This window comes from Actinomadura meyerae (genome assembly GCF_900188445.1).
Taxonomy (GTDB): domain Bacteria; phylum Actinomycetota; class Actinomycetes; order Streptosporangiales; family Streptosporangiaceae; genus Spirillospora; species Spirillospora meyerae.
Map to the genome: position 1 here is coordinate 1 of NZ_FZOR01000049.1, position 21,911 is coordinate 21,911.

21 protein-coding genes are annotated in these 21,911 nt (G+C 72.6%); 8 read left to right on the forward strand and 13 right to left on the reverse strand.

From position 1 onward, the window contains the following. The first annotated feature begins 367 nt into the window (after window positions 1-367). Window positions 368-826 carry a glycine-rich domain-containing protein gene (locus CHF16_RS34020; protein WP_218826976.1) on the forward strand — a complete coding sequence of 153 codons (459 nt, stop codon included), beginning with the start codon at window positions 368-370 and terminating at the stop codon, window positions 824-826. Window positions 827-897: 71 nt separating this feature from the next. Further along, entirely contained in the window at window positions 898-1,704 is an 807-nt protein-coding gene (locus CHF16_RS34025; RefSeq protein WP_179271832.1) for a phosphotransferase, read from the forward strand. 40 nt (window positions 1,705-1,744) lie between these two features. Here the strand turns inward: CHF16_RS34025 and CHF16_RS34030 are convergent, their stop codons facing one another. The 5 genes from CHF16_RS34030 to CHF16_RS34050 are packed head-to-tail and all read right to left on the reverse strand — an operon-like array spanning window position 1,745 to window position 7,290. Beyond that, entirely contained in the window at window positions 1,745-2,707 is a 963-nt protein-coding gene (locus tag CHF16_RS34030; RefSeq protein WP_089330290.1) for an ABC transporter ATP-binding protein, read from the reverse strand. Then, window positions 2,707-3,681: an ABC transporter ATP-binding protein gene (locus CHF16_RS34035; RefSeq protein ID WP_089330291.1), complete on the reverse strand. Its 975-nt coding sequence runs from the start codon at window positions 3,679-3,681 to the stop codon at window positions 2,707-2,709. The genes CHF16_RS34030 and CHF16_RS34035 overlap by 1 nt, the downstream gene beginning before the upstream one ends. Window positions 3,682-3,690: 9 nt before the next feature. After that, window positions 3,691-4,728 (reverse strand): ABC transporter permease, encoded by a 1,038-nt coding sequence (locus tag CHF16_RS34040; RefSeq protein WP_089330292.1) that lies wholly within the window; start codon window positions 4,726-4,728, stop codon window positions 3,691-3,693. Then, window positions 4,721-5,674 carry an ABC transporter permease gene (locus tag CHF16_RS34045; protein WP_089330293.1) on the reverse strand — a complete coding sequence of 318 codons (954 nt, stop codon included), beginning with the start codon at window positions 5,672-5,674 and terminating at the stop codon, window positions 4,721-4,723. The genes CHF16_RS34040 and CHF16_RS34045 overlap by 8 nt, the downstream gene beginning before the upstream one ends. Window positions 5,675-5,685: 11 nt before the next feature. Further along, a complete protein-coding gene (locus CHF16_RS34050) occupies window positions 5,686-7,290 on the reverse strand; it encodes an ABC transporter substrate-binding protein (RefSeq protein WP_245869700.1) in 1,605 nt (534 codons plus the stop codon). A 127-nt stretch (window positions 7,291-7,417) separates the two neighbouring features. Here CHF16_RS34050 and CHF16_RS34055 point away from each other — a divergent pair, with 127 nt between their 5' ends. Then, window positions 7,418-9,046, forward strand: a complete 1,629-nt coding sequence (locus CHF16_RS34055; protein ID WP_245869701.1) for an AMP-binding protein — start codon at window positions 7,418-7,420, stop codon at window positions 9,044-9,046. A 68-nt stretch (window positions 9,047-9,114) separates the two neighbouring features. Further along, complete coding sequence (locus CHF16_RS41060) at window positions 9,115-10,803, forward strand: serine/threonine-protein kinase (protein ID WP_218826977.1); 1,689 nt, start codon at window positions 9,115-9,117, stop codon at window positions 10,801-10,803. Window positions 10,804-10,944: 141 nt separating this feature from the next. Here CHF16_RS41060 and CHF16_RS34065 read toward each other — a convergent pair whose 3' ends face one another. Further along, window positions 10,945-11,883: an NADP-dependent oxidoreductase gene (locus tag CHF16_RS34065; RefSeq protein ID WP_089330294.1), complete on the reverse strand. Its 939-nt coding sequence runs from the start codon at window positions 11,881-11,883 to the stop codon at window positions 10,945-10,947. A 71-nt stretch (window positions 11,884-11,954) separates the two neighbouring features. Beyond that, the gene (locus CHF16_RS34070; RefSeq protein WP_179271833.1) at window positions 11,955-12,401 is read right to left on the reverse strand and encodes a nuclear transport factor 2 family protein; all 447 of its coding nucleotides are present in this window, start codon (window positions 12,399-12,401) and stop codon (window positions 11,955-11,957) included. A gap of 25 nt (window positions 12,402-12,426) precedes the next feature. Between CHF16_RS34070 and CHF16_RS34075 the strand changes: the two genes are divergently transcribed. Then, complete coding sequence (locus CHF16_RS34075) at window positions 12,427-13,020, forward strand: TetR/AcrR family transcriptional regulator (RefSeq protein ID WP_179271834.1); 594 nt, start codon at window positions 12,427-12,429, stop codon at window positions 13,018-13,020. Window positions 13,021-13,055: 35 nt separating this feature from the next. On the opposite strand, the gene CHF16_RS34080 is transcribed toward CHF16_RS34075, so the two are convergent. Genes CHF16_RS34080 through CHF16_RS34095 form a run of 4 tightly spaced genes read right to left on the reverse strand, consistent with a single transcriptional unit; the run spans window position 13,056 to window position 16,077 of the window. Then, window positions 13,056-13,844, reverse strand: a complete 789-nt coding sequence (locus CHF16_RS34080; protein ID WP_089330297.1) for an SDR family NAD(P)-dependent oxidoreductase — start codon at window positions 13,842-13,844, stop codon at window positions 13,056-13,058. Then, window positions 13,841-14,653, reverse strand: a complete 813-nt coding sequence (locus tag CHF16_RS34085) for an SDR family NAD(P)-dependent oxidoreductase (RefSeq protein ID WP_089330298.1) — start codon at window positions 14,651-14,653, stop codon at window positions 13,841-13,843. The genes CHF16_RS34080 and CHF16_RS34085 overlap by 4 nt, the downstream gene beginning before the upstream one ends. A 24-nt stretch (window positions 14,654-14,677) precedes the next feature. Further along, window positions 14,678-14,917: a ferredoxin gene (locus CHF16_RS34090; protein WP_089330299.1), complete on the reverse strand. Its 240-nt coding sequence runs from the start codon at window positions 14,915-14,917 to the stop codon at window positions 14,678-14,680. Next, entirely contained in the window at window positions 14,914-16,077 is a 1,164-nt protein-coding gene (locus CHF16_RS34095; RefSeq protein WP_089330300.1) for a 3-ketosteroid-9-alpha-monooxygenase, oxygenase component, read from the reverse strand. Before CHF16_RS34095 ends, CHF16_RS34090 begins: the two co-directional genes overlap by 4 nt. A 147-nt stretch (window positions 16,078-16,224) precedes the next feature. Here CHF16_RS34095 and hsaA point away from each other — a divergent pair, with 147 nt between their 5' ends. Next, window positions 16,225-17,391 carry a 3-hydroxy-9,10-secoandrosta-1,3,5(10)-triene-9,17-dione monooxygenase oxygenase subunit gene (gene hsaA / locus CHF16_RS34100; RefSeq protein ID WP_089330301.1) on the forward strand — a complete coding sequence of 389 codons (1,167 nt, stop codon included), beginning with the start codon at window positions 16,225-16,227 and terminating at the stop codon, window positions 17,389-17,391. A gap of 74 nt (window positions 17,392-17,465) precedes the next feature. Here hsaA and CHF16_RS34105 read toward each other — a convergent pair whose 3' ends face one another. Both CHF16_RS34105 and CHF16_RS34110 read right to left on the reverse strand, forming a co-directional pair. Further along, window positions 17,466-18,635, reverse strand: coding sequence for an alpha/beta hydrolase family protein (locus CHF16_RS34105; protein ID WP_218826978.1), 1,170 nt, complete (start codon window positions 18,633-18,635; stop codon window positions 17,466-17,468). Between the two features lie 20 nt (window positions 18,636-18,655). Continuing rightward, window positions 18,656-20,167 carry an FAD-dependent oxidoreductase gene (locus CHF16_RS34110; RefSeq protein ID WP_089330302.1) on the reverse strand — a complete coding sequence of 504 codons (1,512 nt, stop codon included), beginning with the start codon at window positions 20,165-20,167 and terminating at the stop codon, window positions 18,656-18,658. A gap of 237 nt (window positions 20,168-20,404) precedes the next feature. Here CHF16_RS34110 and CHF16_RS34115 point away from each other — a divergent pair, with 237 nt between their 5' ends. Together CHF16_RS34115 and CHF16_RS34120 are read left to right on the forward strand one after the other, a co-directional pair. Beyond that, window positions 20,405-21,112 (forward strand): TetR/AcrR family transcriptional regulator, encoded by a 708-nt coding sequence (locus CHF16_RS34115; protein WP_179271835.1) that lies wholly within the window; start codon window positions 20,405-20,407, stop codon window positions 21,110-21,112. Between the two features lie 48 nt (window positions 21,113-21,160). After that, complete coding sequence (locus CHF16_RS34120) at window positions 21,161-21,910, forward strand: SDR family NAD(P)-dependent oxidoreductase (RefSeq protein ID WP_089330304.1); 750 nt, start codon at window positions 21,161-21,163, stop codon at window positions 21,908-21,910. Window position 21,911: the final 1 nt, after the last annotated feature.

Below are 21,911 nucleotides of genomic sequence, written 5' to 3' on the forward strand. Positions count from 1 at the left end.
CCCGCAACTGGCCCTGGGCCGACGCCTGGCGGCAGTTGTTCACCACCCTCCACGCCCCACCCGACAGCCGCTGACCTGCCGTTATCCACCGCCCGAGCGGGCCCGACCGGAACCGAACACGTGGAAAAGCTGGGCAGACCAGCCGATCACCCCTGCCCGCGGGCGGCCGACAACTCAACCGTCCTCCCGAAAAGACCGAGAGATCGACCTCGATACACCATCGGTGGATCGAGGCTGAGTCTCTGTGCAAGCTCACGCAAGTCCCTGGCGCGTTCGGCGGACGGCTTTCTAGCGTCCTGGTCACGAGCTTCCACGTACTGGACGGCAGGAGACACGCCGTCCGCCGGTCGAGATGAGGAGTCAGTCCATGTCCGGAATGACAGCGGGGGCACCCGCGGTCGTCACCGACCCCAAGGGGTTGATCAGCCCCGATCTGTTCGGGCGGCTGGTGGCCCGGATCGTTCACGAGAAGCACGTCAGCACCGAGGAGGCCGAGCGAGTCCTGCACCAGGCATTGGGCTTCCTGATGGCGTGTGCTCTCAATCCCGGCGCCGGGCTGGCCCCGTCCAAGTCCGTGGACGTGGGATGGCACGCCTTCGTCCTCCACACCCGCGAGTACGCCGACTTCTGCCAACGCATTGCCGGCCGATTCATCCACCACGCGCCCGACGACCCGAGCGACGCTGGCAGTGGAGGAGCCTCTATCAGGGCTACCGTGGCCGCCATGGAACAGGCTGGGCTGCACGTCGACCCCGACCTGTGGGAGACGGCCGGTGACTGCAGCCAGTGTTACCAGGGCTGCCACGACTCCCCAAGGACGGAATGAGTGTGAGGAACCCTCAGTGGGAGGGGCTCCCCGGTGAGGTGCGGGCCGCCGTAGAGGAGCGGTGTGGGACGGTGCTCAAGGCCGAGGCCGCGGAGCGCGGGATCATGCCGGGGATCGCTGCGAGGCTTCAGATCGAGGGCGGCGGCAGCGTCTTCCTCAAGGGGATTGCCGCCGGGGAGCCCGCCGCCCGCCTCTATGGATGCGAGCGGGCGGCGAATCTCGCGCTCGCGCCGACCGTTCCGGCCCCTCGGATGCTGTGGTGTGCCGAGGTCGGCGGTTGGGTTCTGCTGGTCTTCGAGTTCATCGACGGTGCGAGGAACGCCGACCTCTCGCCCGGGTCTCCGGATCTGCCCGGCGTGGTCGATGCCCTTTCACGACTTGGGGGACCGGGCGGCGAACTGCCCTGCGTCTCGGTCAATCTGGATGTGCTTCGGAAGACCGCTGGTGCCCTGCTGGACAAGAACCTGCGCGGTGCCTCGTGGGGCATGTACGCGAAGGCTCTTGAGGGGTTGTCCCTGGAGTCTCTGAGGGGGGAGACGCTGCTGCATTATGACCTGCACAGTGGGAACCTCCTCGTCGTCGGCCAGAGGGTCCATGTCATCGACTGGTCGTTCGCATGTCGGGGGCAGGCTTGGATCGATGCCGCGCTGCTCGTCCCCCGGCTGATCGAGGCCGGACACAGCCCCGCGCAAGCGGAAGCCCTTGTCTCCGCACACCCTGCTTGGAGGGCGGCTCCAGCGGATGCCGTCACTGGGCTGGGAGCGCTGTGGACCATGTTCCGCGAGTACAAGGCCATGCACGGACCAGAGAAAGCACGCGGCTTTCGCGCCAAAGCGGCGCGGGCGGGTCGTGCTTGGATCGCCTACCGGATGGCGTGACGGAGGGCGCGGACGCGCGAAGGTGGATGCAGGTGTGGCGTTAGACCATGTGGCAGGCGACGTGGTGGCCGTCGGCGGTCTGGCGTAGTTTCGGCTCCTCCTTCGCGCACCGGTCGGTGGCGAGGGGGCAGCGGGTACGGAAGCGGCAGCCGCTCGGTGGGGCGATCGGGGACGGCAGTTCCGCCTGCTCCTCCTCCGCCGCGTCCTGCGGGGCGTCGGGGACCGAGGCGAGCAGCAGCCGGGTGTAGGGGTGCAGCGCCGACCCGGCCAGGGTGCCGGACGGGACGACCTCGCACACCTTCCCCAGGTACATCACCATGATGCGGTCGCTGACGTTCTTCACCACCGCGAGGTCGTGCGCGATGAAGATCATGCTGAGGCCGAGCCGCTCCCGGGTCGCCTCCAGCAGGTTGAGGATCTGCGCCTGCACCGACACGTCCAGGCTGGACACCGGCTCGTCGCAGATCAGCACCTGCGGGTCGAGCAGCAGCGCGCGGGCGATGCAGACCCGCTGGCACTGGCCGCCGGACAGCTCGTGCGGGCGGCGGTCCCAGACGGTCACCGGGTCGAGGCCGACCGCCTCCAGCGCCGCCTCGACCTTCGCCCGGTCGGGCTTGCCGCCCCACACCACCGGCCCCTCGGCGACGAGGTCGGCGACCTTGCGGCGCGGGTTCAGCGCGGCGACGGGGTTCTGCAGGATCATCTGCATCCGGCGGCGCCGCTCGCGCAGCGCGGACCGGCCGAGGCCGGTCAGCTCCGTGCCGTTCAGCCTCACCGACCCGGCGGTGGGCGGCGGGAGCTGCATCACCGCGCGGCCCGCGCTGGACTTGCCGCAGCCCGACTCCCCGAGGATGCCGAGCGTCTCGCCGTCCAGCAGGTCGAAGCTGATGCCGGAGACGGCGTGCACGGTCCGGCCGCGGCTGGCCGGGAACTCGACGACGAGGTCCTCGACGGACAGGACGCGGTCGCCCTCGCGCAGGTGGGTGGTTCCGGTGCCGGCCATCAGGCGCCTCCGATGCTGACGGGGTGGTGGCAGGCGACGGCGTGGCCGCCGTCCGCGACGAGGTCGGGGGCGGCCGCGCAGGCCGCCGTCGCGTACCGGCAGCGGGGCGCGAAGCGGCAGCCGGGCGGCGGCTCCGCCATGTTCGGCGGGGCGCCGTCGATCGCCTGGAGCGGGGAGTGCGGCGGGTCGGCCAGGCGCGGCACGGACGCCAGCAGCGCCTCGGTGTAGGGGTGGCGGGGCCCGCCGAACAGCGACCCGGCGGGGGCCAGCTCCGCGAGCCGTCCCGCGTACATGACCGCGACCCGGTCGGCGCGCCCGGCGACGACCGCGAGGTTGTGGCTGATCAGCACGATCGCCGTGCCGAGCTCGGCCTGGAGCCGGCCGAGCAGGTCGAGGATCTGCTTCTGCACGGTGACGTCCAGCGCGGTCGTCGGCTCGTCCGCGATCAGCAGCGACGGCTCGCCGGCCAGCGCGACGGCGATCACGACGCGCTGCCGCATGCCGCCGGACAGCTCGTGCGGGTACTGGCCGAGGCGGCGGCGCGGCTCGGGGATGCCGACCAGCCGCAGCAGTTCCTCGGCCCGGTCGCGGGCGGCGGCGCGCGACAGGCCCCGCATGCCCTCGGTGAGGTGCCGGCCGACCTTCTTCACGGGGTTCAGCGCGGTCGACGGGTCCTGGAAGACCATCCCGACCTCCGACCGCCACAGCCGGCGGCGCTCGGCGGCGGACAGCGCGTGGACGTCCTTTCCGGCCAGCACGACCCGGCCCGACACCGCCATGTCCGGCCCGGAGGTGTACAGGCCCATGACCGTGCGGCCGAGCACCGACTTGCCGGAGCCCGACTCGCCGACGATGCCGAACATCTCCCCGGGGCGGACGGTGAAGGACACGCCGTCCACCGCCTTGAGCGGTCCCCGGGCGGTGCGGATCTCGGTGCGCAGGTCCTCGACCGTGAGGAGGGGGCTGTCGTTCATGTCGGCTCCCTAGAGCTTCGCCTGGCGGGGGTCCCAGCGCTTGCGGGCCTTCTCGCCGATGAGGTTGAACGCGAAGACGGTCAGGAAGAGCGTGATCCCGGGCACCAGCACGATGTGCGGGTACTCGGTGAAGGCGTCGTTCTGCTCGCCCTCCGCGATCATGTTGCCCCAGGACGGCGCGGGCGGCTGGACGCCGAGGCCGAGGAAGCTCAGCGACGCCTCGGCGACGATCAGCACCGACACCATCACCATGCCGTACGACGCGAGCGGCAGCACCACGTTCGGCAGCAGCTCCCGCGTCATGATCCGCCACCGGGACGCGCCGATCGCCTCTGCCGCCGTGACGAACTCGCGCTGCGCGAACGCCAGCGTGCTCGCCCGCGCCATCCGGATCATGCTGGGGATCGCCAGCAGCGACAGCGCCACCGAGATATTGCGCAGGTTCGGCTCCAGCACCGTGCCGAGCGCGATCAGCAGGATCAGCGGCGGGACGGCGAGCAGCGCGTTCGTCAGCACCCCGACGCCCGCGTCCGTGGCCCGGCCGGTGTAGCCGGCGACGATCCCGATCGTCCCGCCGACGACCATGCCGATCGCGACCGCGCCGAGCGACACCACCAGCGACGACCGCGCCCCGTACACGACGCGGGAGAGCTGGTCGAGGCCGAAGTTGTTGGTGCCGAGCGGGTGGGAGGTGGACAGGTCCGGGACGGCCATGCCGGGCGACCCGAGGGTCTTCACGATGTCCTGGTGCTCGCCGAGCGGCAGCACCGGCGCCGCGATCGCCGCCCCGACCAGCAGGACCAGCCACACCGCGCACAGCCAGAACATGAGGTCGAAGGAGGCGCCGAACAGGTCGCGCCCGGCCGCGTTCAGCCCGGCGTAGGCGGCGACGAGGCCCGCGACGACTGCGGCGGCCTGCGTCCAGCCGTCGCCCGCGAGGACCGTCACCGACAGCCCGAACACGGCGAGCCCGGCGACGGCCAGGGCCCCGCCCCACCAGCGGCCCGCCGGCCGCGACGCGGCCGGGGCCAGGGAGATGTCAGACATGTGCCCGCCTGATTCGTGGGTCGAGCCGGCCGTAGGACAGATCGATGAGCGCGTTCACCAGCACGTAGATCAGTGCGATCACGAGCACCGCGCCCTGCACCATCGGCACGTCGCCGGCGTCCGCCGCACCGATGATCAGCGTGCCCATGCCGGGCAGCGCGAACAGGTACTCCACGATCACCGTGCTGCCGATGAGCCGGCCCAGGCTGATCCCCAGCAGCGTGATCAGCGAGAACGACGAGGGGCGCAGCGCGTCGCGGACGAGCACGTGCAGCGGGGTCATCCCCTTCGCCTTCGCCGACAGGATGAAGTCCTCCTGCAGCGTCGTGATGAGGTCGCCGCGCAGCACGCGGGTGAACGTCGCCGTCTCCATCAGCGCGATCGTCAGCGCCGGGAGGAACGCGTGGTAGAGGTTGTCGCCGAGCCCGTCGCTGAGCCGCGCCCACTCCAGCCGGGGGAACCAGCCGAGCCGCTCGGCGAACAGCGCGATCAGCAGCATGCCGGCGAGGAAGCTCGGCACCGACAGGATCCCGAACGTCCCGGCGCTGACGATCCGGTCGACGAGGCCGCCGGCCCGGTACGCCGACCACATCGCCAGCGGCACCGCGAGCAGCAGCGCCAGCAGCATCGCGAGGACCGCCAGCTCCGCGCTCACCGGCAGCGCCGCCGCGACCCGGTCGGCGACCTCGCTGTTCGGCGGGACGAACGAGGTGCCGAGGTCGCCGGTCAGCGCGTCCCCCAGCCAGGTCCCGTACCGGACGGGCAGCGGGTCGGTCAGCCCCATCGCGTCCCGCTGCGCCGCGTACTCCGCCGCCGTGTGGCCCTCGCCGAGCACCACCACCGCGGGGTCGCCCGGCATCAGGTCCACCAGCGCGAACGTGCCCATGCTGACGATCAGCAGGACCAGGACCAGCTCGATGAGCCGCCGCACCAGATCACGCGCCATCTCGGTCTCCCTCAGCCCTTGGCCAGCCAGGCGTCATCAAGCAGGACCATGCTGTTGACGGTGCCGACGACGCCGTGCACGTCGTCCGTCCAGGCGACGAGTTCGGGCTGCGGGCCGAACACCAGCGCGGGGACGTCCTCGTTCCACTGCGCCTGGACGCGGCCCATCACGGCGCGCTGCTCCTCCTGCGTCCCGGCGCTCCGCAGCTCCTCGATCAGCGCGGACATCTTCGGCGTCGTCGCCATCCCGACCGTGAGGTTGCCCTTGGCGTGCAGCGTCGCGTACATGCGGCCGAACGGGCCCGCCTCGCGCCAGCTGATGCCCCAGCCCGCCACGTCGTAGCTCTTGCGGACCGAGACCTTCGTGATCTGGTCGGCGATCGAGCGGACCAGGTCGAGTTCGACGTCGAAGCCGACGTTCTCCAGCATCGCCTTGGCGGCGAGCGCCGTCGTCCGGGACGCGGGGTCCTGGGCGTCCAGCCAGGTGACCTTGCCGTCGTAGCCGTCCGCCTTCGCCTGCTTCAGCAGCTCGCGGGCCTTGTCCGGGTCGTAGGGGAGGGGCTTCACGCCGGTGTGCCAGACCGAGAACTCGGGGAACAGCGCGTTGCTCGCGAGACCCGTCCCGGGGTAGGCGCGCCGGTAGATGACCTCGGGCTCCATCGCGTAGTGCATGGCCTTGCGGACGCGCGGGTCCGCGCCCGGATGCCCGGGGGTCGCGTTGATGACGGCGACGTTGCCGAGCGCGACCATGCTGAGGTAGCCGTGCCTGCCGGCCTTCAGCGCCTTCTGGACGACGAGCGGGTCGCGCAGGAACGCGGACTGGATGCGCCCGGTGTTCAGCGTGTCCAGCGCGGCGTTCGGGTCGTCGACGTAGACCAGCCGGATGCGGTCCAGGTGCGGCTTGCCGCCCCAGTAGCCGGCCCGCGCCTTGAGGACGGTCTCCTCCTTCGGCTTGTAGCTCTCGAAGGTGAACGCGCCCGCGCCGACCGGGGTGAACTTCCCCTTCGCGTCGGACGACTTCGCGACGATCATCCCGGGCCCGGTGGTGAGCATGTACGGGAACGTCGGCCACTTCTGGGCGAGCTTGAACACCACGGTCCGCTCGTCCGGCGTCTCCATGGCCTTGACGTTGTTCTTCCAGAGCGCCGCTTCGTCGGCGCCCTTCTTCACGTAGCGCTCGATGCTCCACTTCACGGCCTGCGCGTCGAGGGTGGTCCCGTCGCTGAACGTGACGCCGTCGCGGAGGCGGAGCGTGAACTCGGTGCCGTCGCCGTTCGCCTTCAGATCCTCGGCGAGCTGCGGATGGAGCTCCCCGGTCTTGCCGTCCCACCGCATCAGCACGTCGTAGATCGCGGCCATCTCGACGCCGCCCGTCGATCCCGCGACGATCGTCTCGGCGGGGTCGAGCAGCCCGGCCTCGGCGTAGGCCGCGAACGTCAGGGTGCCGCCGTCGGCGGGCTTGCCGCCCGCGGCGTCGCCGATCATGCCGACGGTGTACTCGGCGGGCTTCCCGGCGCCGGCGTCCCGGCCGTCGCCGCCGCTCTGCCACGCGCACGCCGACGCCATCACCGCGACGGCGAGGAGCCCGGCGGCGCGGCTCTTCCCGGAAGTCTTCACGATCCTCCTGTGCCTTTACGTCGGGCCGGAACGAGATAAACAGGACAGTCCGCATTCGGCAGCCCGCCGGTCCCGCTCAGTGGGATCTGGGTCACAGTCCGGCGTCCCCGGTGGCCACCGTGGTCGCGTGGAGCAGCAGAAGACCGCCGTCCTGGGCGACGACCGCCCAGGCCGCGAGACCGCGTTCGCGGAGCTGGTCGCGGCCCGCGCCGGAGACGACCGCACGGCCCTGAACTTCGAGGACGACTCCTGGACGTGGCGCGAGGTGGTCGCCGAGTCCCGGCGCCGCGCGGGTCTCGCCGGAGGCGTCGGCCTCCGCGGCGAGCCCGGCGGCCATGTCGGGCTGTTCCTGGAGAACGGCCCCGAGCACCTCTTCTGGCTACTCGGCCTGGCGCTCGCCGGGATCCCGGTCGTCGAGCTGAACCCGACCCGCCGGGGCGCCGAACTGGCCCGCGACATCGCCCACACCGACTGCGCGCTGCTGGTCACCGAGGCATCCCGCGCGCCGCTGCTGGACGGCCTCGCCGACACTCCGGCGCTGGCCGAAATGCCGGTGCTGAGCGTCGACGCGCCCGGCTACCGCGACCGCCTCGCCGCCGCCGAGCCCGCGCCGCTCGCCGCCGTCCCCCCGGAGACGATCTTCTCCCTGGTCTTCACCTCGGGCACGACCTCGGCCCCCAAGGCGGTCATCTGCTCGCAGGGCAGGCTCGGCCGGATCGCCGTCCAGCAGCGCGACCGCCGCTCGCTCACCCGCGACGACGTCTTCTACGTCGTCATGCCGATGTTCCACTCCAACGCCCTGATGGCCGGCATCGCGCCCGCCGTCGCGACGGGCGGCCGGATCGTGCTGCGCCGCAAGTTCTCCGCGTCGGGCTTCCTCCCGGACGTCCGCCGCCACGGCGTCACGTTCTTCAACTACGTCGGCAAGCCCCTCAACTACATCCTGGCCACCCCGGAGCGGCCGGACGACGCCGACAACCCGCTGCGCATCGCGTTCGGCAACGAGGCGAACGAGCGCGACATCGCCGAGTTCGCGCGCCGCTTCGGCTGCCGGGTGATCGACTCCTACGGGTCCAGCGAGGGGGAGATCCGGCTCAACCGCGTCCCCGGCACGCCCCCGGGCTCGCTGGGCGTCGCCGAGGCCGGCACCCTCGTCATCGACCCGGAGACCCTCCAGGAGTGCCCGCGCGCCAAGTTCGACGAGAACGGCACGCTGCTGAACGCCGACGAGGCCATCGGCGAGATCGTCGACACCAGGGGCGCGGGCAAGTTCGAGGGCTACTACAACAACCCCGAGGCGACGGCGAAGCGCGTCCGCAACGGCTGGACCTGGTCGGGCGACCTCGCCTACCGCGACGAGGACGGCTACTGGTACTTCGCCGGCCGCGACGACGAGTGGCTGCGCGTGGACGGCGAGAACTTCGCCGCCGCCCCCGTCGAGCGCCTGCTGTCCCGCTACGAGCCCTTCACCGACGTCGCCGTCTACGCCGTCCCGGACCCGCACGTGGGCGACCAGGTGATGGCCGCCGTGACGCTCGCCGAGGGCCGCACCTTCGACCCCGCGTCCTTCACCGCCTTCCTGGCGGCCCAACCGGACCTCGGCACGAAGTGGACGCCCCGCTACATCCGCCTGACGGACGCCCTGCCCCGAACCCCCACCAACAAGGTCATCAAGCGCGCGCTCCGCGAAGCGGCCTGGAACACCACCGACCCCGTCTACGAGTACCGCGACGGCACCTACGAGCTGACGGACTGACCTAAGGCACAAACCCGCCCGCGTATGAAAAAGTTCGACTTGATCAACAGCGGGCGGAGGGCGTGCGGGTGTCGAGCGAGAAACTGAAACCGCTCCAGGCGGCCGACCCGAAGAAGGTCGGCGAGTACCGGCTGCTGGCGCGGCTGGGAGCGGGCGGCATGGGCCGCGTCTACCTGGGCCGCTCGAAGGGCGGGCGGACGGTCGCGGTCAAGGTGATCCACCCCCACCTCGCCGAGGACGCGGAGTTCCGGCGGCGCTTCGAGGCGGAGGCCGCGGCGGTGCGGCGCGTCGGGGGCATCCACACCGTGCAGGTGGTGGATGCCGACACCGAGGCCGATCCGCCCTGGCTCGTGACCGAGTACATCGCGGGCCCGTCGCTGCACGAGGCCGTCACCGAGCACGGCGCGTTCTCCACAGCGGCGGTCGCGAGCCTCGGCGCGGGCCTCGCCGAGGGGCTGATGGCGATCCACGAGCGGGGCGTCGTCCACCGGGACCTCAAGCCCGGCAACGTGCTGCTCGCCCCGGACGGCCCCCGCATCATCGACTTCGGCATCGCCCGCGCGCTCGACGCCACCTCGCAGACCACCCGGACCGGCACGGTCGGCACGCCCGGGTTCATGTCGCCCGAGCAGCTCCGGGGCCGCGAGGTCGGGCCGGCCGGCGACGTGTTCTGCCTGGCCGCCGTGCTGGCGTTCGCCGCGACCGGTCGGCGGCCGTTCGGCGACGGCCCGATCGAGGCCCTCGGCTACCGCGTCGTCAACGAGGAGCCCGACCTGACCGGCGTGCCGGAGCCGCTGCTCCCGCTGGTCGCGGCCGGCCTGGCGAAGGACCCGGCCGAACGGCCCGGCCCGGACGAGTTCCTCGACCGATGCTCCGCGATCGTCCAGGTCGCGCTCGGCCAGGACGAGGACCCGTCGCTCCCGGAGCCCGTCGCCACCATGATCGCCACGCGGGTGGCGGAGACCGAGGTACTGGCGCCCCCGCCGGGCGCCGGGCCGCGGATTCCGCAGATCCCGGGGATTCCGCAGATCCCGCGGATTCAGCAGATCCCGCGGTCCGTCCGGCCGAAGCCCGCGCTGGCCGCGGCCGCGGCGGCGGTGGCGGGCGTCCTGCTGATCGCCCTCGCCGGCTGGGCCCTCGGGAACGGCGGGGAGTCGCCGACCGCCCGCGACGCCGCCGCCACGAGCGCCACGTCCCCGACCCCTCCCGCGACGCCGACGCCCGAGCCGTCCGCGACCCCGACCCCGTCCGACAGCGCCTCCACCAAGCCCGACCCCGTCCGCAAGGCGTTCGAGAAGATCTCGCGGGGCGACTGCCTGGACGTCTACGATCGCCCGTCCGGCGAGTGGAGCAGGTCCAAGCCGCGCGTGGTCGACTGCGGCCGTTCGGACGCCTACCTGAAGGTGTTCAAGGTGGTCCGCGACCATAGCGAATGCCGCAGAGGCGGGCGCGGTGAACTGGACGGCGAACTGTGGTGGAGCCATGGCGAGGATGATGACGACGAGATCGCCCTGTGCGTGCAGCGCCAGTTCCGCGTCGGCGAATGCTTCCTCGCCAACAAGGGCGCGGAGGAGAACACGGTCGCCATCAGCAACGGTGACCTGATGACCTCGTGGCCGTGCGGGAAGTCGGCCCCGGACCCCTACGAACACGTCCTCCGCATCACCGCCTACACGAATGCCTCGTCCTGCCCGCCCGGCGGCAGAAGGGTCGACTGGGAGATCCGCGGCCGCACACTCTGCACCCGCATCGTCTGACCAGATCGCATGAACCGAATGCGGCGCCGCGGGCTGGCCGCCCAGCGTGAACTGGAGGCGTCGGGCCGGTTCGGCGTGACCGGTGTCGAGGACGGCGGCTGACCCAGGAGCGCGACGCCGCCCCTGGGCCCCTGCCGCCGGTCAGGTCAGGAGGACGACCTTGCCGCGGCCGTGGCCGGTGGCGACCTCGCGGTGGGCGTCGGCCGCCCGGTCGAGCGGGAACGCCGCCCGCACGTGGATGCGGAGGCGGCCCTCGTCGTAGAAGCGGGCGGCCTCGGCGACGCGGGACGCCGAGCGCCGGTCCGGGGTCGTCCGGACGCCCAGCTCGGCGGCGCGCCCGTGGTCGACCAGCGTGATGATGCGGTCGCGGTCCTTGACGAGGGCGAGCGACACGTCGAGGGCGTGCCCGCCGGCGCCGTCGAGCGCGGCGTCGACACCGTCCGGTGCGAGCGCCCGCACGCGCTCCTCCAGGCCGTCCCCGTAGGCGACCGGTGTCGCGCCGATGGAGCGTAGGTAGTCGTGGTTGGCCTCGCTCGCGGTGCCGATGACCGCCGCCCCGGCGATGCGGGCGAGCTGCACGGCCACCGTCCCGACCGCACCCGCCGCCGCATGGACGAGCAGCGTGTCGCCCGGTCCGACCTCCATCACCTCCAGGGCGATGTGCGGGGTCATGACCGCGGCGGGGAAGCCGCCCGCCACGTCCCACGGCATGCTCGCGGGCTTGGCCGCGAGCGCCGACGCCGGGACGACCACGTACTCGGCGTAGGCGTTCAGGCGGCAGTTGCCGAGCACCTCGTCACCGGGCCGCATGCCGGCGACGTCCGAACCGGCGGCGTCCGGACCGGCGGCGTCCGGACCGACCGCGTCGACGATGCCCGCGAACTCGTTGCCGGGCACGCGCGGGAAGCCCTCCGGCGTCCCGGGCGGCGACCAGCCCTCCCGGACGGCCAGGTCGTACGGCTGCACCCCGGCGGCCCGCACCCGGACCCGCACCTCACCCGGTCCCGGCTCCGGCACCGGCAGTTCCAGCGGCTTCAGCACGTCCGGCCCGCCCGGCTCCTCGAATCCCATGGCCTTCATGGCGTCCCCTTCAGCGGTAGCAAAGCTCAGTGGTCTCAGGGACGACGCTAGAACCTCAACCAATCTTGAGGTCAAGGCATCCGGGCGCGGAGCAGGCGCGGCCAGGAGGACGGGCGGCGGAGCCCGGTCAGCAGAACGGGCAGCGGGTCGGAGTAGGAGGCGCGGGCCCGGATCGTCCCATCGGCGATGGTGAACCGGTCGCAGACCCGGAATCGGACGGGCTTGCGCCCGAGGGTCGCGGTGCAGGCGGACTCGATGAACACGGTGCCGCCCTCCACCGCGCTGTTCCGGACGGTCAGCCCCATGTCGGGGAAGAGGGCGAACAGCCGCCGGAACATGCCCTCGACCTCTCCGGGCCCGCGCGCGTCGGGGAACAGCGGCTGGGTGAAGACCGCCTCATCGTGGATGAGCGGGCGGAAATGACCGAGGAAGCCGTCCGGCTTGGGCAGCGCCCATCCCTCGGCGAACACGGCGGGGAACGCGGCCGGGAGCTGACTGGCAGTCGAAAACTGACTCATGGTCAGAAACTGTATTCTGGTCGGCATGTCCGTCAAGAGGCGTCGTGCCGAGAACCGGGAACTCACCCGGGGCGCGGTGCTCCAGGCCGCGCGGGAGCTGTTCACCGAGCGGGGCTTCGCCGCCGCCACGATCGACGACGTGGCGGAGGCGGCGCGCGTCAGCAAGGGGTCGGTGTACTACCACTTCACCGACAAGGCCCACCTGTTCGAGGCGGTGTTCACCGACGGGCAGGCCCGGCTGGTCGAGGCGGTCGCCGCCGCGGCGGCACGGCACGACGACCCGTGGGAGCGGCTCATGGCGTCCCTCGACGCCTACCTGGACGGGACGGTCGCCGACGCCGCGCACCGCTCCCTCCTCCAGCAGGCCCCTGCGGCGCTGGGCGCCGACCGGTGCCGCGAGCTGGACGCGGAACTGGGGCTGCCCGCTCTCCGCGCGCTCCTGGACGACCTCGCGGCGGCCGGCGAACTCGCCGTCGGCGCGCTCGACATGCTCACGCGGCTGCTGTTCAGCGCCCTGTGCGAGGCGGCCATGACCGCCGGCGCCGCCCCCGACCCGGCCACGGCACGGGACGAGGCGGCCGGCGTCCTCCAGGCGATCATGGCCGGACTGCGCCGTTAGGGCGCGGCGTTAGGACGCGCCGTTAGGGCGGGGCGTTAGGACGGGGCGGGGAGCATGCGCTTCATCGCCTCGTGGGCACCGAGGACCTTGCGGTCGCGGGGGAAGCCCGCGCGCTTCTGCGCCGCCTCGTAGTTGCCGCCCGCGACCCAGACCGGGCCGTCCTTGAGGTGCTCCAGGCCCTCGCGGGCGATGTCGTCGGGGTCGGCGACGTTCAGGCCCGGCATGTCCATGTTGAGGCCGGCACGTTCCATCGCCGGGGTGCGGGTCACCCCGAGGACGAGTTCGAGGACGTCCACCCCGTGCTCGCGCATCTCCAGCCACAGGCCCTCGGCGAAGACGCGGCCGAACGCCTTGACGGCGGAGTAGATGCTGATCTGCGCCTGGCCCATGTACCCGGCGAGGGAGCCGACGAGCAGCAGGCCGCCGCGGCCCCGCTCCTTCATCAGCGCGCCGAAGTGGTGGGTGAACGCGAGCTGCGCGGTGATGTTCAGGTCGATGACGTCCTGGAAGCGCTCCAGGTCGCCGGTGACGAACTCGTGGCCGTAGCTGTTCGCGCCCGCGTTGAAGATCATCAGGCCGACGTCCAGGCCGTCGGTGACCTCGCGGACCTTCGCCAGCGGGTCGGGGGAGACCAGGTCCAGCTCCACCGTGCGGACCTCCACCCCCTTCGCCCGGACCGCGGCGGCGGTCTCCGCCAGCGGGCCCGGCTTGCGGGCGATCAGCACGAGGTTCAGGCCCGCGTCGGCGAGGCGGTGTGCGAACGCGGCGCCGACCCCCTCCGAGCCGCCGGCGATGACGGCCCACGGGCCATAGGTGTCGATCATTGCTCTCCGTCCAGGTCCGGGGTCCAGGCGACGCCGTTGATGTGCGCGCCGCCGTCCGCGAACAGGGTGTTGCCGGTCAGGTAGCGGGCGTCCTCGGACGCGAGGAACACCGCCACCGGTGCGATGTCGGTCTCCGGGTCGCCGAGGCGGCCCATCGGGTTGGCGCGGTCGGCCGCGGCCTCGATCTCCGGGTGCTCGGACGCCATCCGCCGGAACGCCGCGCTCTTGGCGCCCGGGCAGATCGCGTTGACGACGACGCCGGTGGGCGCCCACTCGCGGGCGGCCGTGCGCGTCAGCGTCCGGAGGGCCTCCTTGGCCGAGTTGTACTCCAGGGTCCCCATGTGGGCGTTGACCCCGTTCAGCGAGCACATGTTGATGACGCGCCCCCACCCGCGCTCCTTCATGTGGGGGAACGCGGCCTGCATCGCCCACAGCGGGCCGTAGTAGCCCATCGCGAAGCCGCGGGCGAGCTGCTCGTCGGTCTTGGTCTCGACGCGGCTCACCGTCCCGGCGCCCCAGGCGTTGTTGACCAGGACGTCGACCGCGCCCCACGCCTCGACGGCCGCCGCGACCATGCCGTGGACCTGCGCCTTGTCGGTCACGTCCGTCCGGACGAACCGCGCCTCGGCGCCGAACTCGTCGGCCAGCTCGCGCGCGACCGCCGCGCCGGACTCGGCGTTCAGCTCCGCCACGAGGACGCGGGCGCCCTCGGCGGCGAACCGGCGCGCGACGCCGCGCCCGATGCCGTCGCCGGCGCCTGTCACGACCGCCACGCGCCCTGCCAGCCGCCCCGGAGCGGGAACGCTCACTCGAGCCCCTTCACTCGGCCGCCCTCACTCGACCACCTTCACGGCGCCGGTCAGCGCCGCCTCCTGGATGGCCGAGCGCAGCGCCGGGCACGTCTCGTGCGGGTCGTCGGCGAGGTTCACGCAGGCGGCCCGCGCGGCGGCGTTCCACTGGATGCTCGTCTGCTCCCAGCTCGCCTTGCGCACCAGCACCTCGGCGGCGCAGCGCCGGCAGGACACCGGCGTCAGCGGGCCGTCGAGGAGCCGCTCGTCCTGGCGCGTGGTCACGCCGAGGCCCCTTCGGCCTCGCGGCGCGCGAGGTTCTCCTCGACCTCCTTCTCCCAGGACTCCACCGGACGCGTCGTGTCGATCTCGAACTCGAAGCGGTCGGTCATCTCCGGGGTGACGTCGGCGACGTCCACGTAGAACTGCTGGTACCAGCGGCGCAGCTGGTAGACGGGGCCGTCCTCCTCGCACAGCAGCGGGTTGTCGATGCGGGTCTTGTTCCGCCAGATCTCGATGTCCTGCTCGAAGCCGGCGAGGATGAAGTCCGACAGCTTCTGCGCGGTCGCCTCGGCGGCCTCCGGCGGGAGCGCGTCGCTGTGCTGGACGATGATCCCCGAGTGCAGCGAGAACGAGTTCTCGTCGATCGGGTAGTGGCAGTTGATCAGCACCGAGTTCAGGTCGTACCCCTCGTAGTGGTACGTCAGCTCGTCGATCATGAACGAGGGGCCGTGGTAGGACGCCACGGAGGTGTTGCCGAGCATCCGCGGGCCGCCGCCGCTGCCGTCGCGCGCCGCGCGGGCGTCCTCGCGGGTCCGGCCCTTCATGATCTGGGTGGCCGTCTGCCCCTCGAAGATGTTCTTGAAGTACGTCGGGAACGACTTGTGGATGTAGAAGAAGTGCGCCATGTCCACGACGTTGTCGATGACCTCGCGCGCGTTGGTGTGGACGACCGTCTCCGTCCAGCGCCAGTCGGTCCAGTCGTCGCGGGTCGCGCCCTCGATCACCGGGATCGTCACGTCCGCCGGGGGCTTGTTGCCCTCCGGGTCGTTCCACACGAAGAGCAGCTTGTCCTGCTCCATCGTCGGCCACGCGGCGGTGCGCGCGCGCAGCGGGACGCGGCGCGAGTACGGGATCTTCTTGCAGCGCCCGTCGCCGCCCCACCGCCAGTCGTGGAAGGGGCAGGCGATCTCGTTGCCCTTGACGGTGCCCTGGGACAGGTCGCCGCCCATGTGCCGGCAGTAGGCGTCCAGGACGTTGGTCTTGCCGTCCTCGCCGGTGAACACGACGAGCTTCTGGCCGAACGCGTTGACCGTGTGGGGCTTGCCGTCCTTGAACTTCTCGGCGAGCCCGAGGCAGTGCCATCCCCGGGCGAAACGGCGGGCGATCGCCTCCGCCTCGATGGCGCGGACGGCGTCCGACTCGGTTGCGGTCACGTGGATCATCCCTTCGGCGATGGCTGGGTAAATCGAACGTTAGGTCGCAGGTCACCGTCCCGGCCGGCGAGTCCCGGTGGCCGGGACGCCCGCCCTCGCGGCGGCAGGGCAGCATGGTCTTCTGCAGGTGCGTTCATCGGGAAGACGGGAGCAGGGATGAGCAACGAGGTCCTGGACGCCGTGCGCGAGCTGCTGCCGGGCATCGCCGAGCGGGCCCGGTCCGTGGACGAGAAGGGGGGCATCCCCGCCGAGACGATCCGCGAGCTGACCGCCGCAGGGGTGTTCCGGATGCTGCAGCCCGCCCGGTACGGCGGCGCCGAGGGCGACCCCGTGGAGTTCTACGAGGTGGTCCGGGCGATCTCCGGCGCGTGCGGTTCGACCGGCTGGGTCGCCGCGATCCTCGGCGTGCACTCCTGGCATCTCGGCCTGTTCGCCGACGAGGCGCAGCGCGAGGTGTGGGAGGCCGGGCCTGACACCCTCGTCTCCTCCTCCTACGCCCCGATCGGCCGGCTCACCCCGGTCGACGGCGGCTACGAGCTGACCGGCCGCTGGTCGTTCTCCTCCGGCGTCGAGTTCGTGTCGTGGGCGCTGCTCGGCGCGCTCGTCGTCGGCGCGGAGGGCCGCCCCGTCGACTTCATGACGGTGCTCGTCCCGAAGCAGGACTACGAGATCCGCGAGGTCTGGGACTCGATGGGCCTGCGCGGCACCGCCAGCGACGACGTCGTGGTGGAGCGCGCGTTCGTCCCGTCCCACCGGGCCATGCGCAACTTCGAGCAGGCCCAGCTGCGCAACCCGGGCCGCAAGGTCAACACCGGCCCGCTGTACCGGATGCCGTTCGGGACGATCTTCACCAGCACCGTCGCGGCCAGCGTGATCGGCATGGCGGCGGGCTGCCACGACCACTACGTGGCGAAGATGCGCGACCGGATCCGGCTCAGCCTCGGCGGCGGCCGCTTCGTCGAGGACCCGCACGCCCAGGTCGCGGTCGCGCGCGCCGCGTCGGAGATCGACGCCGCCATCCTGCAGACCGACCGGAACGTCCGGGAGATCTACGAGTACGCGGTCCGGAACGAGAAGATCCCGATGGAGCTGCGGCTGCGCGCCCGGCGCGACCAGGTCCGCGGCACCGAGCGCGCCATCGAGGCGATCGACATCCTGTTCAAGACCGCCGGCGGCAACTCGCTGCACCGCGGCAACGTCATCGAGCGGGCCTGGCGGGACGCCCACGCGGGCAGCGTCCACGTGGCCAACGACGTCGAGCACGCCCTGTCGATGTGGGGCCGCGGCGTCTTCGGCCTCAAGGTCGAGGACAACCTCGTCTGAGCCGCGCCGCGGCCCCGCACCCCGCTCTCAGAAGGCGCTGTGTCGGCCAGGTGCTGTGTCTGCAGGTGCTTGTGTCAGCAGGTGCTGGGCGGGGTTCCGCCGTTCTGCACGTCCTGCGCGAATCGCAGGGCCGCGTCGAAGGACGCCGGGATGGCTCCCCGGTGGTCGGCGCCCTCGAACGGCCGGTAGGCGATGCTCCCGTAGCGCTCGCAGAGGTCGCCGACGACGTTCCGCGTCGCGGCGGGGGAGACCTCGCGGTCGGCGGTGCCCTGGACGACCAGCGTCGGGACCTTGATGGTCAGGCCGAGCGGCTCCTGCGCGTCGTAGTACCGCTCGAACCGGGTGAGGTCGGCGTCCGGTCGGAACACGTTGTCCAGCGGCAGGTTCGCGCTGAGCTGCTTGAGCTGGAGCAGGCACGCGTCCTTGCGGCCCGCCGCGGCGACGGCGCCGGCGTCGGGGGTCAGCAGGTCCTCGGGGACGAACGCCGGGTCGGCCGCGTTCGCCCCGTTCAGCAGGACGAACAGGAACGGCAGCGCGATCTCGGCACCGGGGTACTGCGCCTTCACGTACTGCGCGGTCTGGCTCATGGAGGAGCCGGGCGCGATCGCCACGGCCCCCTTCAGCCGGATGTCGCGGGGCGTCTGCCGTGCCGCCGCCGTGTAGAGCGTCGCCTGCCCGCCCTGGCTGTGCCCGGCGACGTACCAGTCGCGCCCGATGCGGCGGTCGGCCCTGCGGGCGGCCCGCACGATGTCGGTGACGGTGTTGGCCTCGCTGGCGCCGTTCATGTACGGGTGCCCGCCGGGGGTGCCGAGGCCCTCGTAGTCGGTCTGGACGACGGCGAACCCGTTCGCGACCCACCGGTCCAGGTACCGCTCGGTGATCGCCAGGTAGTCGTGCGCGGGGCCGTCCGCGGTGTCGGCGGACGGGGCGCACCGGTCGGCGGTGCCGGTGGTGCCGTGCGCCCAGCTCAGCACCGGCCAGCCGCCGGGCGGCGGGGTGCCCTTCGGGACGGCGACCGTGCCCGACACCGTGATCCGCTTCCCGCCGGCTCCCTCGGAGACGTAGGTGACGAACCGGTTCGCGGACGCGCTCGGCAGCGCCGCCGCGTTCGCCAGCGGGCGGCTGCTCAGCAGCGCGCCGCGCGGCCCGGGCGCGGCCTGCGCGGGGACGGCGGCGATCCCGGCCGCCGCCGCGCAGGTGACCGCGGCGACCGCGGCGCCCGCGGCCCTTCCCAAGATCCTCAAGTGCGATCCCTCCTGATGTACTAGGCGGCCCTGTCGTCGTGAACCGCCCGGATGTGCTGGACGGCGCGGTAGGCGAACGCCATCGCCGAGCCGATCGGAACGCCCGGCCCCGGGTAGACGGGGCCGGTGAACGAGGCACTGGTGTTGCCGGCGGCGTAGAGGCCGGGGATGGGGCGGCCCTCGGCGTCCAGGACGCGGGCGTCGGCGTCGGTGCGCAGCCCGCCCTTCGTCCCGAGGTCGCTCAGCACGACCTCCGCCGCGAAGTACGGGGGCCGGTCGACGGCGACCACGCACGGCTTCCCGCCGGAGAAGTACAGGTCGTAGGGGTCCTCGCCGCGGTGGAAGTCGTCGTCCGCTCCCTTGGCGGCGAAGCCGTTGAAGCGCTCGACGGTCGCGGCCAGCGCGTCGGCGGGCAGCCCGGTCTTCGCGGCGAGGTCGCCGATCGACTCCGCCTGGACCCACCGCCCGGACGCCACCTGCTCGCCGGCCGCCAGCGGCGGGACGGAGATCGCGGGCAGCCCGCCGGACCGCGCGTCGAAGATCAGATGGAACGGTCCCTCGGCGGCGGCCATCTTCCGCCCCATCTGGTCGTAGGGGAGCGACTCGTTGGCGAAGCGGCGGCCCGAGCCGTCCACGATGAGCCCGCCCCGGAACCCGAGCGTGAACGCGGGACGCCCGTCGGGGGTGAGCAGGCCGGGGCAGAACCACGCCTGGTCGAGCAGCCCGGTGGACGCGCCGATCCGCACGGCCGCCTCGATCGCGTCGCCGGTGTTCGCGCCGTCCGGGGCCATCGTCCACTCCGCGCCGCCCGGCACGCCGCGCTCCGCGCGCAGCCCGGCGGACGCCTCGAACCCGCCCGCCGCCAGCAGCACGCCCCGCGCGGCCCGGATCCGGCGCCCGCCCGCCTCGACGCCCGCGACCCGCCCGTCCTCGACGATCAGGCCGGTCAGCGGCGTCCCGGTCAGGACGGTGCCGTTACCGGTCGCGGTCAACGCCAGCAGCAGCCGCCCGATCAGCGCCCGGCCCTGCGCCAGCGGCTTCGCGGCGTGGCCCCGGCCCGCGCGGTCGCGGTCGACCGGCGGCCGCACCAGCCCGGCGCGCTCGCCGAGCCGCTCGACCGGCAGCTCCAGCGGCACGAACGACCGGCCCATGTCCATGCGGCCGGGCGCGGCGTAGTAGTCGGGGAACGCCTGGAACCGGAACTCGATCTCCGGGTCCCGCTCCAGGAAGTCCACCAGCTCGGGCGCCGTCGCCAGGAACGCCTCCCGGCGCTCCTCCTCGGCGTCCCCGAGCAGGGCCCGCAGGTAGTCGCGCGCCGCCTCCGTCGAGTCGCCGAGCCCGGCGCGCTCCTGCACCCGCGTGCCGGGCAGCCAGATCGCCGACCCGGAGTACGCGGACGTCCCGCCGAGCACCGCCGTCTTCTCCAGGACGGCCGTCCGCAGCCCCGCCCTGGCCGCGGTGTACGCCCCGGCCATCGCGCCGGCCCCGGAGCCGGCCACCACCACGTCGTACTCGTCGTCCCAGTTCCCCACGGTGACGTCCCCTCCAGCCTCGTGATCCCGGCGCGGCCACAACGTAGACGTGGCGTACGCCACGGTGGGACGGCGCGTCCCACTGACCGGTATCGGCGATCGCGGGGGAGCCCGGGAGGCTGGATATTCTTCCTTGTCAGCGGGCAGAGCCTGTCAGCACGCGCAGTCAGTGAACACAGTCAGCCGACAGGGGCGGCTTGGCGGGAGCCGGCGCACCGAAGGACCGGGGGGAGGACCGTGGCGAGGATCGCAGCGGCGAGGATGTCCGCCGAGCCCAGCTCACCCGAGCAGCACGACCGGCGGCAGCGCATCCTCCGCGCCGCGTCGCGCATCGGTGCGGAGAAGTCCCTCGAACGCGTCCAGATGCACGAGGTGGCGAAGGCGGCCGGGGTGGCGATCGGCACCCTGTACCGGTACTTCCCGTCGAAGGTGCACCTGTTCACCGCGGTGATGGCGGCGCAGGTCGACCGGCTCCGCGAGCAGGTCTCCGAGCCCGCGCCCGGCGTCGCGCCCGAGGACGCCGTCGCCGACCTGCTCGTGCAGGCCAGCCGGAACCTGATGGCGCAGCCCGTCCTGTCGGCGTCGATGCTGCACGCGTCGAACACCGCGCACGTCGCGACCGTGGCCGACACCGTCCACATCGACAGCACGTTCCGCGAGATCCTGCTGCGCGCCGTGGGCATCGACGTCCCGACCGCGCAGGACGTCACGCTCGTCCGGCTGCTGATGCAGTGCTGGTACGGGGTGCTCCAGTCGAGCCTGAACGGGCGCGCCTCCATGGCGGACGTGGAGAGCGACATCCGGCTGGCCTGCCGGCTGCTGCTCGCCCCGCGCTCGAACGCGACCGCGAGCCCGTCCGGGAGCCGGTCCGCGAACGAGCCCGAGGACGCGTCCGGCGACGCGCCCGGGAACGGCGCCTCCGGCGGCGGTGCGGCCTCCCAGTGATCGGGACGGTCCAGGCGGACCGGCCGGGGCCGCGGCTAGCGTGCCGCCATGAATCGCTATGACGGCGTGAAAGTGCTGCTCACCGGGGCGGCGTCCGGCATCGGACGGGCCACGGCGATCCGCCTCACCTCCGAGGGCGCCGCGGTCTACGCCGTGGACCTCGCCGAGAAGGGCCTCGCCGAGACGGCCGCCGCGGTCACCGGGCCCGGGACCATCACGACCCGCACCGCCGACGTGACCGACGAGCCCGCCGTGGTGGCGGCCGTCGCGGACGCGGCCGAGACCCTCGGCGGCATCGACGTCCTCATCAACGTGGCGGGCGTCCACAAGACGACGCCCATCGAGACGCTCACCGTCGCCGACCTGAACCGGCTGTTCTCCGTCAACCTCGTCGGGACCGCCCTGTTCTGCCGCGAGGCGCTCAAGCACCTCCCCGACCGCACCGGCGTGATCGTCAACACGGCCTCGCTGTCGGCGACGCAGGGCAACCCGTACATGACGGCGTACTCGGCGTCGAAGGGCGCCGTCCTGGCGTTCTCCCTCAGCCTGGCCGCCGAGCTGGCGGCGCGCCGCATCCGGGTCGTGCCGATCTCCCCGGGCGCGGTCGACACCCCGCTGACGCGTTCGCCCGACATGTTCCCGCCCGGGGTCGACCTCGACTACTTTTCCAAGATCCGGTCCTACTACGGCGCCGCGGACCCCGAGCAGATCGCCGCCGCGATCGCGTTCGCGGGGTCGTCCGACGCCGGCTACTACACCGGTGCCGACTTCCGCGTCGACGGCGGCGCCCACACCTAGG

Bases quoted from the DNA above. Each gene is read 5' to 3' on its own strand.
- CHF16_RS34080 (WP_089330297.1), bottom strand. From the start codon at position 13,844: ATGATCGACACCTATGGCCCGTGGGCCGTCATCGCCGGCGGCTCGGAG.
- CHF16_RS34095 (WP_089330300.1), bottom strand. From the start codon at position 16,077: ATGATCCACGTGACCGCAACCGAGTCGGACGCCGTCCGCGCCATCGAG.
- CHF16_RS34120 (WP_089330304.1), top strand. From the start codon at position 21,161: ATGAATCGCTATGACGGCGTGAAAGTGCTGCTCACCGGGGCGGCGTCC.
- CHF16_RS34040 (WP_089330292.1), bottom strand. From the start codon at position 4,728: ATGTCTGACATCTCCCTGGCCCCGGCCGCGTCGCGGCCGGCGGGCCGC.
- CHF16_RS34070 (WP_179271833.1), bottom strand. From the start codon at position 12,401: ATGAGTCAGTTTTCGACTGCCAGTCAGCTCCCGGCCGCGTTCCCCGCC.
- CHF16_RS34075 (WP_179271834.1), top strand. From the start codon at position 12,427: ATGTCCGTCAAGAGGCGTCGTGCCGAGAACCGGGAACTCACCCGGGGC.
- hsaA (WP_089330301.1), top strand. From the start codon at position 16,225: ATGAGCAACGAGGTCCTGGACGCCGTGCGCGAGCTGCTGCCGGGCATC.
- CHF16_RS34035 (WP_089330291.1), bottom strand. From the start codon at position 3,681: ATGAACGACAGCCCCCTCCTCACGGTCGAGGACCTGCGCACCGAGATC.
- CHF16_RS34020 (WP_218826976.1), top strand. From the start codon at position 368: ATGTCCGGAATGACAGCGGGGGCACCCGCGGTCGTCACCGACCCCAAG.
- CHF16_RS34030 (WP_089330290.1), bottom strand. From the start codon at position 2,707: ATGGCCGGCACCGGAACCACCCACCTGCGCGAGGGCGACCGCGTCCTG.
- CHF16_RS34045 (WP_089330293.1), bottom strand. From the start codon at position 5,674: ATGGCGCGTGATCTGGTGCGGCGGCTCATCGAGCTGGTCCTGGTCCTG.
- CHF16_RS34065 (WP_089330294.1), bottom strand. From the start codon at position 11,883: ATGAAGGCCATGGGATTCGAGGAGCCGGGCGGGCCGGACGTGCTGAAG.